This window comes from Methylobacterium terricola (assembly GCF_006151805.1).
In the GTDB taxonomy this organism is placed as follows: domain Bacteria; phylum Pseudomonadota; class Alphaproteobacteria; order Rhizobiales; family Beijerinckiaceae; genus Methylobacterium; species Methylobacterium terricola.
Genome location: NZ_VDDA01000015.1, coordinates 35567 through 47532, shown reverse-complemented (window position 1 = coordinate 47532; position 11966 = coordinate 35567). Strand labels below are relative to the sequence as shown.

The 11966-nt window shown below is 71.8% G+C and carries 8 protein-coding genes; 3 read left to right on the top strand and 5 right to left on the bottom strand.

From position 1 onward, the window contains the following. Positions 1 to 91 precede the first annotated feature (91 nt). Complete coding sequence (gene topA, locus FF100_RS24920) at positions 92 to 2863, top strand: type I DNA topoisomerase (RefSeq protein WP_139038471.1); 2772 nt, start codon at positions 92 to 94, stop codon at positions 2861 to 2863. Positions 2864 to 3194: 331 nt separating this feature from the next. On the opposite strand, the gene FF100_RS24915 is transcribed toward topA, so the two are convergent. Further along, positions 3195 to 3962 (bottom strand): tRNA1(Val) (adenine(37)-N6)-methyltransferase, encoded by a 768-nt coding sequence (locus tag FF100_RS24915; RefSeq protein WP_139038470.1) that lies wholly within the window; start codon positions 3960 to 3962, stop codon positions 3195 to 3197. Further along, positions 3946 to 4179: a putative signal transducing protein gene (locus FF100_RS24910; protein ID WP_139038469.1), complete on the bottom strand. Its 234-nt coding sequence runs from the start codon at positions 4177 to 4179 to the stop codon at positions 3946 to 3948. The genes FF100_RS24915 and FF100_RS24910 overlap by 17 nt, the downstream gene beginning before the upstream one ends. Before the next feature lie 202 nt (positions 4180 to 4381). On the opposite strand from FF100_RS24910, the gene FF100_RS24905 reads away from it, so the two are divergent. Then, positions 4382 to 5410 (top strand): polyprenyl synthetase family protein, encoded by a 1029-nt coding sequence (locus FF100_RS24905; protein WP_139038468.1) that lies wholly within the window; start codon positions 4382 to 4384, stop codon positions 5408 to 5410. Positions 5411 to 5519: 109 nt separating this feature from the next. Here FF100_RS24905 and FF100_RS24900 read toward each other — a convergent pair whose 3' ends face one another. The 3 genes from FF100_RS24900 to FF100_RS24890 form a co-directional block, all read right to left on the bottom strand. Continuing rightward, entirely contained in the window at positions 5520 to 7364 is a 1845-nt protein-coding gene (locus tag FF100_RS24900) for a diguanylate cyclase (RefSeq protein ID WP_139038467.1), read from the bottom strand. A gap of 127 nt (positions 7365 to 7491) precedes the next feature. Next, positions 7492 to 8376 (bottom strand): 4-(cytidine 5'-diphospho)-2-C-methyl-D-erythritol kinase, encoded by an 885-nt coding sequence (locus FF100_RS24895; protein ID WP_139038466.1) that lies wholly within the window; start codon positions 8374 to 8376, stop codon positions 7492 to 7494. 88 nt (positions 8377 to 8464) lie between these two features. After that, a complete protein-coding gene (locus FF100_RS24890; protein ID WP_171070319.1) occupies positions 8465 to 10324 on the bottom strand; it encodes a tetratricopeptide repeat protein in 1860 nt (619 codons plus the stop codon). 275 nt (positions 10325 to 10599) lie between these two features. On the opposite strand from FF100_RS24890, the gene FF100_RS24885 reads away from it, so the two are divergent. After that, positions 10600 to 11943 carry a methyl-accepting chemotaxis protein gene (locus tag FF100_RS24885; RefSeq protein ID WP_139038465.1) on the top strand — a complete coding sequence of 448 codons (1344 nt, stop codon included), beginning with the start codon at positions 10600 to 10602 and terminating at the stop codon, positions 11941 to 11943. The last annotated feature ends 23 nt before the right edge of the window (positions 11944 to 11966 follow it).

Below are 11966 nucleotides of genomic sequence, written 5' to 3'. Positions count from 1 at the left end.
CCGCTTCGCCGCGCGAAAACCCGTGTCGGCCGCCCCGCACAAGTTGAAGCCCGATCTGCCGCGGTGTGCTTTTCGAAGAGGCAGCCCGTCCATGAAAGTCGTCGTCGTCGAGTCGCCGGCCAAAGCCAAGACGATCAATAAATACCTCGGCAGCGACTACGAGGTGCTGGCCTCCTTCGGGCATATCCGGGATCTTCCGGCGAAAGACGGCTCGGTCGATCCCGAGCAGGACTTCCATATGCTGTGGGAGCTGGAGGATCGCGGGGCAAAGCGCGTCGCCGAGATCGCGAAAGCGGTGAAGGGCGCCGACAAACTGATCCTGGCGACCGACCCGGACCGCGAGGGCGAGGCGATCTCCTGGCACGTGCTGGAGGCGCTCCAGGCGAAGAAGGTGCTCAAGGACGTCGCGGTCGAGCGCGTCACCTTCAACGCCATCACCAAGGACGCGGTCGCGACGGCGATGGCCCAGCCGCGGGCGATCGACCAGGCCCTCGTCGATGCCTACCTGGCGCGCCGGGCGCTCGACTACCTCGTCGGCTTCAATCTCTCGCCGGTCCTGTGGCGCAAGCTGCCGGGCGCCCGCTCGGCCGGCCGGGTGCAGTCGGTGGCGCTCCGCCTCGTCTGCGACCGCGAGCGCGAGATCGAGACCTTCAAGCCGCGGGAATACTGGTCGATCGTCGCGACGCTGAAGACCGCGAGCGGGGCGGTGTTCGAGGCCCGCCTCGTCGGCGCCGACGGCAAGCGGATCCAGCGCCTCGATGTCGGCAATGCCGAGGAGGCCGAGGCCTTCCGGCGCGACCTGGAGCTCGCGACCTTCACCGTCGCCTCGGTCGAGGCCAAGCCCGCCAAGCGCCATCCGCAGCCGCCCTTCACCACCTCGACGCTGCAGCAGGAGGCCTCGCGCAAGCTCGGCCTCGCGCCGGCCCAGACCATGCGGGTGGCGCAGCGGCTCTACGAGGGCATCGAGATCGGCGGCGAGACCGTCGGCCTCATCACCTACATGCGGACCGACGGCGTCGACATGGCGCCGGAGGCGGTCGCCCAGGCCCGCCAGGTGATCGGCGCCGAGTACGGCGACGCCTACGTGCCCGGCGCGCCCCGCAAGTACAGCGTCAAGGCCAAGAACGCGCAGGAGGCCCACGAGGCGGTGCGCCCGACCGATCTCGCCCGGCTGCCGAAGGAGGTCGCCCGCTTCCTCGAGCCCGAGCAGGCCAAGCTCTACGAGCTGATCTGGACCCGCACGGTCGCGAGCCAGATGGAGTCGGCGGAGCTGGAGCGCACCACCGTCGAGATTGCCGCCCAGGTCGGCCCGCGCCGCATCGACCTGCGCGCCACCGGCCAGGTGGTGAAGTTCGACGGCTTCCTCACCCTCTACCAGGAGGGCAAGGACGACGAGGAGGACGAGGAATCCCGCCGCCTGCCGCCGATGAAGTCGGGCGACGGGCTCACGCGAGAGCGCATCGCCGCGACCCAGCACTTCACCGAGCCGCCGCCGCGCTATTCCGAGGCGAGCCTGGTCAAGCGGATGGAGGAGCTCGGCATCGGCCGGCCCTCGACCTACGCCGCCGTGCTACAGGTCCTGCGCGACCGCGAATACGTCAAGATCGACAAGAAGCGCCTGGTGCCGGAGGACAAGGGCCGGATCGTCACCGGCTTCCTCGAGAGCTTCTTCCGCCGCTACGTCGAGTACGATTTCACCGCCGACCTGGAGACGCAGCTCGACCGGGTCTCGAACGCCGAGATCGACTGGCGCGCGGTGCTGCGCGACTTCTGGCGCGATTTCTCGGCGGCGATCGCCGGGACCAAGGAGCTGCGCACGGCGGAGGTGCTGGAGGCGCTGAACGGGCTCCTGGCCGAGCACATCTTCCCGGCCAAGGCCGACGGCGCGAACCCGCGCGCCTGCCCGAACTGCGCCAGCGGCCAGCTCTCGCTCAAGCTCGGCAAGTTCGGCGCCTTCGTCGGCTGCTCGAACTACCCGGAGTGCAAGTACACCCGCCAGCTCAACGCCACCGGCCTCGACGGTGACGGCGAGGGGGCGGGCGAGGGCGGGCAGCCCGGCGTGCGGGTGTTGGGTGACGATCCCGAGACCGGCTTGCCCGTCACCTTGCGCGACGGCCGCTTCGGCCCATTCCTGCAACTCGGCGAGGCCTCGGCCGAGAAGGGGGCGGAGAAGCCGAAGCGCTCGTCTCTCCCCAAGGGGCTCGCCCCCTCGGCGGTCGATCTCGAGAAGGCCCTCAAGCTCCTGTCGCTGCCGCGCGAGGTGGCGCGCCACCCGGAGACCGGCGAGCCGATCCTGGCCAATATCGGCCGCTACGGCCCTTACGTGCAGCACGGCAAGACCTACGCCAATCTCGGCAAGGACGACGACGTGCTCGAGGTCGGCGCCAACCGTGCCATCGACCTGATCGTCCAGAAGGAGCAGGGCGGCGGGCGCCCGGCCCAGGATCCGGGCCGCCTGATCGGCACCGCGCCCGACACCGGCAAGCCGATTACCGTCAAGGCCGGCCGCTACGGCGCCTACGTCACCGACGGCGAGATCAACGCCACCCTGCCGAAAGGGGCGGATTCCGCGGCCGTGACCCTCGACGAAGCGTTGCGCCTGATCGCCGCCCGCCGCGAGGCCGGCGGTGGGACGAAGAAGAAGGCCGGCGCTCGAAAGGCGACGGGCAAGACGGCGGCGGCCAAGGCGACCAAGTCTGCCGCGAAGGACGTGGCGGCGGAGGGCGAGGAGGCCGAGGCGAAGGCGAAGCCCACGGCCCGGAAGACGGCCGCCAAGGGTGCGGCCGCGAAGCCTGCCGCAGCCAAGAAGGCTCCGGCGAAGAAGCCCGCGGCGAAGGCGGCGAAGAGCGCGGCGGGAGAGTAGTCGCGGGCGCTGCCTACGCCTGGTCGGTCGTCTGACGGTGCGGGCCGACCGCATTCAGACCCGCCATCGTCATCCTGGGGCTGCTCAGCGGAACCCGGGATGACGCGGCGAGGTGTCGACGCTCAAGCACGAGCAAATCACGGTGCCGTAGACAGGGTGTTTCGCGCGGCTCGCGCTGGATCGGTCCGATTTATCGAGAGGCGCATCTCCCCTCTCCCACACGGGAGAGGAGATCCCGCGCTCGATCTTGAAAGCGATTTTCCTGGTCTCTCCAGGTATCGGCGCCAACCCTGACGACGCCGAGATCCAGCGCCGCCACAATCGCCGATCGTTAGAACACCCCCGCGCCCCGGTGCATCGCCTCGACCGCCGCCGTGAAGCGCCCGTCCGGCCCGTGCAGCACCAGGGCGGGCGCCAGGGTGAACGGGGCCCGGCTGCCGCGAATCCCTGAGACCAGCACCCGGATCGCCGCCGTCTCCGCCCGCGGCTGGACCGGGGTGACCTGGATCGCGCCGAACCGCCCCGCCATCGCGTCGAGGCAGGCGGGGAGGGCGTCGGCGCGGTGGATCATGACCAGCCGGCCGCCGGGACGCAGCAGGTCGGCCGCGGTGCGCAGCCAGGCCTCCAGACCGCCGAACTCCGAAAACCCGTGCGCCGCGGCGCGGGCCGCCACCGGCGAGGCGCGGTGGCGGCCATGCTCGAAGAAGGGGGGATTGGTCAGGAGCAGGTCGACCGTGTCGGGCAGGAGGCCGGCGGCCCGTCGCTCGCGCCCCGGTGCCGTCACGTCGGCCTCGACCACCCGGACGCGGCCGGCGAGCCGGTTCTCCTCGACGTTGATCCGGGCGAGGCCGGCGGCGTCCGGATCGCGCTCGACCAGCGTCACCTGCACCTCGGGGCAGGCCCGGGCGACCGCGAGCCCGACCGCGCCGGTGCCGGCGCCGAGGTCGCACACGCTCTCGCCGCCCGACGCAGCGGCGCTCGCCGCGAGCAGCACCGCGTCGGTCCCCGCCCGGTGGGCCCCGCGGGGCGGCTGGCGCAGGGTGAGCCGCCCGCCGAGCCAGGCTTCCGGCCCGGATTGCGGGTCAGGCGAGCGGGGCATCGCGCAGCTCGTGGGCGAGGCCGGCATCGACGAGGATGCGCCGGGCCTGGCGGGCATGGTCCTCCGGGACGAGCAGCCGGCGCGGGAAAGCGCCGATCATCCCCTCCATCATGCTGATGTGGTTGTCGGCCACCAGGACCGGGATCTCGGCGCCGCTGAGGAGCGATTCCGCGAAGCCGATCAGGACGAGGTCGTTGGTGCGGATCAGCTCGATCATGGTGCGGCACGCGGTCCTTGCTCGGATCGCGGCGGCCATACCACACATGCCGGCCGGTTGCGCCGCATCCCCAGGCCGCCGCCCCGGTTCAGGGCCTTGCGGCAGCTTGCGTGTTGCCGCCGGGGGCGCTCGCGTGCCAAAGGGGGCGGGAGTAGATCAGGAGCCCCGTGGTTCGGGGCGGCTCCGAGGAGATCGCGCGGGCGTGGGCGTCGTACTTCCCCTTCAGGACAGACCCTCCGATCCGGAGGCCAGCCTCGACGCCCTGGTGGGGCTGGTGGCGGGCGGGATGGAGCGCGTCAACGCGATGATCCTGTCGCGCACCGGCTCCGACGTGACGATGATCCCGGAGGTCGCCAACCATCTGATCTCCTCGGGCGGCAAGCGCCTGCGCCCGATCCTGACCCTCGCCACCGCCTCGCTGTCCGGCTACGACCCGGCGGGGGATGGCGATGTGAAGCTCGCCGCCTCGGTCGAGTTCATGCACACCGCGACGCTGCTCCACGACGATGTCGTCGACGAGAGCGACATGCGCCGCGGCAAGGTCGCGGCCCGCATCAAGTGGGGCAACGAGGCCAGCGTCCTCGTCGGCGACTTCCTGCTCGGCCAGGCCTTCAAGATGATGGTCGAGGTCGGCTCGCTGCGGGCCCTCGACATCCTGTCCTCCGCCGCCTCGGTGATCGCCGAGGGCGAGGTGATGCAGCTCACCGCCGCTCGCAGCACCGAGACCAGCGAGGACGAGTACCTGGCGGTGATCCGGGCGAAGACCGCCGAATTGTTCGCCGCCGCCTGCGAGGTCGGCCCGGTGCTCGCCCAGCGCCCGGAGGCCGAGATGGCGGCCTGCCGCAGCTACGGCATGAATCTCGGCATCGCCTTCCAGCTCGTCGACGACGCCCTCGATTACGGCGGCACCAGCGCCGATCTCGGCAAGAACGTCGGCGACGACTTCCGCGAGGGCAAGATCACCCTGCCGGTGGTGCTGTCCTTCCGCCGCGGCAGCGACGAGGAGCGGGCGTTCTGGCGCCGCACCCTGGAGCGCCAGGAGATCGAGGAGCCGCGCGACCTCGACGGTGCAATCGCCATCATGCGCCGCCACCGCGCCCTCGAGGACACGATCGAGCGCGCCCGCCATTACGGTGCGATGGCCAAGGACGCGCTGGCGCCGTTCCCACCCTCGCCGATGAAGCAGGCGCTGCTGGAAGCGGTGGATTTCTGCATCGCCCGTGCGCGGTGATCCGACGTCCGGACGATCTCATCCGGACATCGCATCGCCCGCCGGCGCGCTGGAGCCCCCGGCTCCGCGCGCGTGAGCGACGCCGACACATGCACGAGGCCCTTGCGCCTCAGCCGGCCTGCGCCTCCTCGCGCGCGGCCAGGGGATCCTCGGACAGCACCACCCGGTTGCGGCCGCCGCGCTTGGCCTCGTAGAGGGTCGCATCCGCGACCCGCATGACCTCCTGCAGCGTCTGGCCCGAGACCGGGTAGGCGGCGACCCCGACCGAGACCGAGATGCGGGGCAGGTCGCTCTCGGCGTAGCGGATCGTCAGGGTCTCGACCTCGCGGCGGATCACTTCCGCCTGGGCCATCGCCTCCGGGGCGGCGGTGCCGGGCAGAAGGATCAGGAATTCCTCGCCGCCGAAGCGGCAGGCGACGCCGGTCGGCGTGGCGCCGCGCTGCAGCACCTCGCTCACCGCCCGCAGGACGGTGTCGCCGGCATCGTGCCCGAAATTGTCGTTGAACGCCTTGAAGTGGTCGACGTCGATCGAGAGCAGGCTCACGGGTGCGCCGAGCCGTTGCGCCCGCAGGAACTCGCTGCGGCCGCGCTCCAGCAGGTAGCGCCGGTTGTAGAGTCCGGTCAGCACGTCGCGGATCGACTGGTCGAGGAGCTGCTCGCGCAGCTTCATGTTGGCGATGGCGAGCGCGATGTGCTCCGCCGCCAGCATCCCGAGCCGCCGGCTCTCGGCGAAGGCGGTAGCGTCGCAGGGGCCGGCCGAGCCGTGGGCGAGGTGCAGGAGGCCGATCGTCTCGCCATGCGCGAGGATCGGCAGGCAGCAATAATGCTGCGCGTCCGGCTCGTGCACGTGGCCGCAGCGGAACTCGACCGGGTTCGCGCCGTGCACGTAGAGCCGCCCGCGCCGCAGGCCCCAGCAATCGTCGGGGTGGATGGTCTCGGGACCGGTCGCGTCGTTCCAGGATTCCGCCAGGTCGAGGGTGTCGCGCGAGCCCGAATAGACATAGAGCGCGCCGCGGCATTCCGGGATCAGCCGGGACAGGACCGTCGAGACCATGCTGTAGAGTTCTTCCTCCGACTTCGCCGATTGGAGCCAGTCGCTGGTCTGGGACAGGGTCCGCCGCTCGGCCTCGGTCTTCTGCCCGAGTCGCATGTTGGTGCGCAGTCGCTCGAGATGGGCGGCGATGCGCCCGAACTCGCGGCGGTCGTCGGTCAGGCCGTCCGGCTCGGTGGCATCACCCACCGCCATCCGCTCCAGGCTGGCGGCGACCTTCGCCAGCGGAGTCGTGACGCGGCCGACGAGGAACAGCCCGAGGCCGAGGCAGAGCGCCAGGACCCCGACGGCCGTCGCGGCCTGCACCGGCACGACCCGGCCGAGGATCGCGTCGGTCGCGGTGAGCCGCTCCGTCGCGTCGGCCTCGACCGCGCGCATCGCGGCGCTCAAGGTCGCGACCAGCTCGCCGTAGGGGTTCGAGGTGACGACGTTCACCAGCTCGTTCAGCCGGGCGAGAATCTCGTCCTGTGGCACGGCTTGCGCCCGCGGCGCGAGCAGGGATGCCGGCACCAGAGCTTCCTGGGCCTTCGCGTAATCCTGCCAGCGCGCCTCCAGGATCGGCATGAACGAGGTCGAGGCCTGCCCCTCCGCCAGGATCGCCTTGATCGACGCGAAGGCGGCATCGACGCGGGCCTGGGACCGGACCGACTGCCAATCGACCTCGTCGCGCTGGCTGCGCTCGATCGAGAAGGCCGCCTTCACGGCGTTGATCCGCACCCGCGACATCGCATCGCCGAGCTCGTGCAGGGCCCGGATCAGCCGAAGATCGGCGGCGACGGGCCGGGCCGCCTCGTCGCGCAGGGCCGAGACCGTCGCCAGCGTGAAACCTGCGGCCGCGACCGTGACGACGGCCAGGGCAATGACCCAGGTCAGGAGAGGTGTGCGCAGGGTGCGGGAAGACATGACCTCGTCCGTCGGGCGCCTCGGCCGACGCAAGGTCAGCGGCCGTCCTCTTAGACCGGAACGTCCTGCCGTGAAAACCAGTTGACCACGATTGATCGATGCCGTCGCCCCTGAGCGCGGCTGGTCCTCAGCGCAGCAATGTCGCCCGCACCCACCAGCCCGGCTGCGCCCCCGCGAGCGCCCGCGCCGCCCGCACCGCCGCGGAGCGGTGGCCGAACAGCCCGAACACCGTGGCGCCCGATCCCGACATCCGCGCGAGCCGGCAATCCGCCTGGTCGCGGAGCGCCGCCAGGGTGTCGCCGATCACCGGCGCGACCGTGAGGGCAGGAGCTTCGAGGTCGTTGCGGGCCGGCGCGATGCGGGCGACCAGGGCATCGAGATCGCCGCCCGTCACGTCCGGATGCGCCTCCGCGGCGCGGGGATGCGCCTCGCCGACCTTGAGCCCGAGGGCGCGGAAGACCGGCGCCGTCTCGACCGGCACGCCGGGATTGATCAGCACCGCCGGCACCGGCGGCAGGGCGAGGGCCGGGCCGACCGCCTCCCCGGCGCCGCACATCATCCGGGCCCGCGGATCGAGGCAGACCGGCACGTCGGCGCCGGTACGGCGCGCCGCCTCCATCAGAGCCGGGTGGTCGGGGGCGAGGCCGTTGAGACGGCCGAGCAGCCGCAGGGCCGCCGCCGCGTCGGACGAGCCGCCGCCGATCCCGGCTGCCACCGGCAGGCGCTTGACCAGCCGGAACCGGCCGAGCGTGAGCCCCGGCACCGCGGCGGCGAGGTGGCGCGCGGCCCGCATCACCAGGTTGTCGTCGGTCGGGCCGGCCGGACCTGCGGTCGGACCGGTCACCGCGAGGGCGAGGGCCGGACCGGGTTCGAGGGTCAGGAGATCGCCCGCGTTCGACCCCGCGAACACGACCAGGCTCTCGAGGGCGTGGTAGCCGTCTCCGGGACGGCGGCCGAGGACGTGCAGGGTCAGGTTGATCTTGGCGGGCGCGCGGGTGGCGAGGGCAGGCACGTCGTCGTCTCTCGAACGGCTAAGGGGCGCGGCGCCTGTCCGGCACCGCGCCCGCGATCTCACTCTCGAACGGACAGGCGGAGAGGCGTCAGCCGCCGCTCTTCGTCTCCGTGCCCATCGCCGGCGGCTCGGTCGGGGCCGGGGCGCCCTTCGGCATCTCCGGCTGGGGCGCGGGCTGGGTCTCGGCGGTGGCGGCGGGCTTCTCCAGCTCTGGCAGGCCGTCCTTCAGCTTCGCCTCGATCTTCGCCAGGTCCTCCGGCTCGGGGTTCAGGTCCTTGGCGTGCTGCCACTGGAACTTGCCCTCGAGCCGCCGGCCGGAGCGCCAATAGGCGTCGCCGAGGTGGTCGTTGATGGTCGGGTCTCCGGGCTTCAGCTCGATCGCCTTCTCGAGCTCCCGCACCGCATCGTCCCAGCGGCCGAGGCGGTAATAGGCCCAGCCGAGGCTGTCGATGATCATCCCGTCGCGCGGCTGCAGGTCGACCGCCTGCTTGAGCATCCGGAATGCCTCGTCGATATTCATGTTCTGGTCGACCCAGGAATAGGCGAGGTAGTTCAGCACCTGGGCGCGGCCGTTCGGCTGCGTCGCCGGCACCAGCTCCAGCGCCTTCTTCAGGTCGGCCTCGGCCTTCGGCCATTCCTTGGCACGCTCGTAGGACGTGCCGCGGAAGTAGTACAGGGTCCAGTAGTTGCGCGCCGGCTGGTCGCCGATCAGGTCGATCGCCTTGGTGTAGGTCTGGGCCGATTCGGCGTATTTCTTGCGCGAGCGCTGGACGTTGCCGAGCGCTGAGATCACGTCGATGTCATTGGGATAGGTCTTGGCGACCTGATCCAGGTGGGCGATCGCCTCGTCGCCCTTGCCCATCTGCTCGAGGTTGAGGCCGATCTGGATGTCGGCGTTGAGCTTGAGCGGCGAACTCGCCGGCATGCGGGCGAAGACCTCGTTCGCCCGTTCGGGCGCCTTCATCCGCTCGAGCGTGTCGGCGAGCGTCAGGAGCGCCAGGGAATGCTCGGGGGCGAGGTAGAGCGCGAGGCGAAGATACACCACCGCCGGCAGCTCGTCGCCCTGCGAGGTCCCGGCCGAGCCGAGGCCGTAGAGCACCTCCGCGGCGCCTTCCTGGGCCGAATTGATCAGCGGCGTGAGCGGCTTGCCGGCCTTCAGCTTGTCGAGGGCGTCGCGCACGATCGGATGGCGCGGCAGGACGTTGTCGAATTCCTGGTAGGCCGCCACCGCGAGGTCGGGCCGGCCCGACTCGGCCTCGAACCGGCCGTAGGCATCGACGATGCGCAGGGTGTTGCGGTCGGAATCGTAGGCCGATTTCAGCCGGCGCTCGGCCTCGACCTTGTCGCCGACCAGCGCCGCGATCAGTCCCGCATGGTAGTCGCGGAAGACGTTGTAGTAGCGCTCGCCCTTGAGCTTGTTGATGGTCTCGAGCGCCTTCTTGCCTTCGCCGGCCCCGGCATAGGACCATGCGGTCAGGAGCGTGGAGGTCAGGTCGGCCGCCGCGCCCTTGCCGCCGCGCTGCAAGTTCTGGCGCGCCGCCGCGAATTGCTTGGCCTTGATCTTCTGCACGCCGAGCGCAAGCTGGGCGAGGCCGTTGGCGCCGTCGCGCTGCGTCAGCTTCTCGGCGGCCCGGAACGCCTCGGGCAGCGAGCCGTCGGCCAGGAGCGCCACGAAGGAGCGTTCGAGGAGCTCGGCGTTGCGCGGGTCGCCCTTCACCGCCTCGCGGTAATAGGTGGCGGCCGCGGCGGTGTCGCGGGAGGCCCCGGCGATGTAGGCCGCCAGGAAGTTGCCTTCCAGCGAATCCGCCGGCTCGTAGGATTGCGGTGGCGCCACCTCGCGCACCGGCAGCCGCGCGGCGAGGGCCGGCGCCGTCGAGGCGGCGAGGAACAGGGCCAGCGCGGCGAGCGCGCCACCGCGGCGGGGGGCGGGGATTCGGGTCTTGAGCACCAAACTCGTGGCTCCGTGGTCGCGCCGGCCGCGGCGCCGGCACGCGAAATCGGCGCGACATTGGACCCTGCGCGGGGCAGCGGCAAGACCAAACGGCGGCGGCGATGTGTCGGGGGCACCCGGGCGGCCCGGCGGGCCGGCCGGGCACGGGAGAATGCATCTGACCGTAAGGTCGCCCCGGGCTCCGGTTGTAACATCAATCTCAAGTGATCGCCGCGTCAGATGGGCCAGATCGCTCGCCGCCTGCGCCAAGTCGCCCTCCAGAGCTGCCTGACATGTCGTTGCGTCACCAGATTTTTCTCATCCTGGGCCTGATCGGCTGTCTGCTGGTCTGGCTGGCCGGCTTCCAGGTCAGGGATGCCTGGCAGCGGGCCGACGTCATGCGGCGGGCGGCGGAGGTCAACCGGGTGACCGATGCCCTCGGCGCCGCGGCAGCGGCGCTGGCCGCCGAGCGTGGGCTGACCCATGGATGGATCGCCAAGCCGCCGGCGGCGTCGGAGCGCCCGGCGCTGTCGGCACTCCGCGAGGCGGGCGACCGGCACCTCGCGGCGGCCCTGGAGCGTCTGCACACCGACGAGGCGGTGACGACGCCGCTCGCCGATCTCGATCAGGCGAGGCGAGACTTTGCGGCCCTGCGGCAACGCGTCGACCGGGTGCTCGCCGGTACCCCCGATCCGGATCTCGCGGCGGCGTGGTTCCCGGCCGCCACGGGGTTCATCGCTCACCAGCAGGCTCTGTTCGACGCGGTCCGGGCCGGCATCACCGGCGCGGTGCCGGGCCCGATCCATCACGGCCTCGACGTCAAGCGGGCGCTGTGGGATGCCGGCGAGTTCGCCGGGCGCGAGCGGGGACGGCTCAATGCCGTGATCGCCGGGCGCCAGCCTCTCGCCGTCGATCCGATCCGCGCCCTTTCGTCCCTCGCCGGGCGGGTCGAGGCGGTGCTCGCCCAGGCCCGCGCCTCCGAGACCGCCCTCGGCTCCGGGTTCCGGGACGCGCTGGCGGCGGCGTCGCACCGGGTCGGCGCCTCGGCCGAGATGGCCCGGGCCGCCGCGGAGGCCGCCGGAGCGACCACCCGCCTCGTCGAGGAACTGCGCCAGGGCTCGGCGCGGATCGGCGATGTGCTGGCGCTGATCGCGTCGATCGCCGACCAGACCAATCTCCTCGCGCTCAACGCCACGATCGAGGCGGCGCGGGCCGGCGCCGCGGGACGCGGCTTCGCCGTGGTGGCGGCCGAGGTGAAGGCGCTGGCCGGCCAGACCGGCCGCGCGACCGCCGAGATCGCCGACCAGATCGTCCGCATCCAGGGCTCGACCGAGCAGGCCGTCGCGGCGATCGGCGGCATCACCGGCCGGATCGGCGAGATCAGCGCCGCCAGCACCGCCATCGCGGCGGCGGTGGAGGAACAGGGGGCGGCCACGCAGGAGATCGTCCGCACCATCGCGGAAGCCGCCAAGGGCACCGGCGAGGTGACGGGCGGCGTCGTCGCGGTCGCAGGCGCGGCCGACGCGACGGGCGCGGCGGCGGGCCAGGTTCTGGCGGCTGCGAGCGAGCTGGCTCGCCAGTCCGAGCACCTGCGCGGGGAGATGGGGCGGTTTCTGACGACGGTCAGGGCGGCGTGAGGACGGCGTCTCGCGTGCGTCTC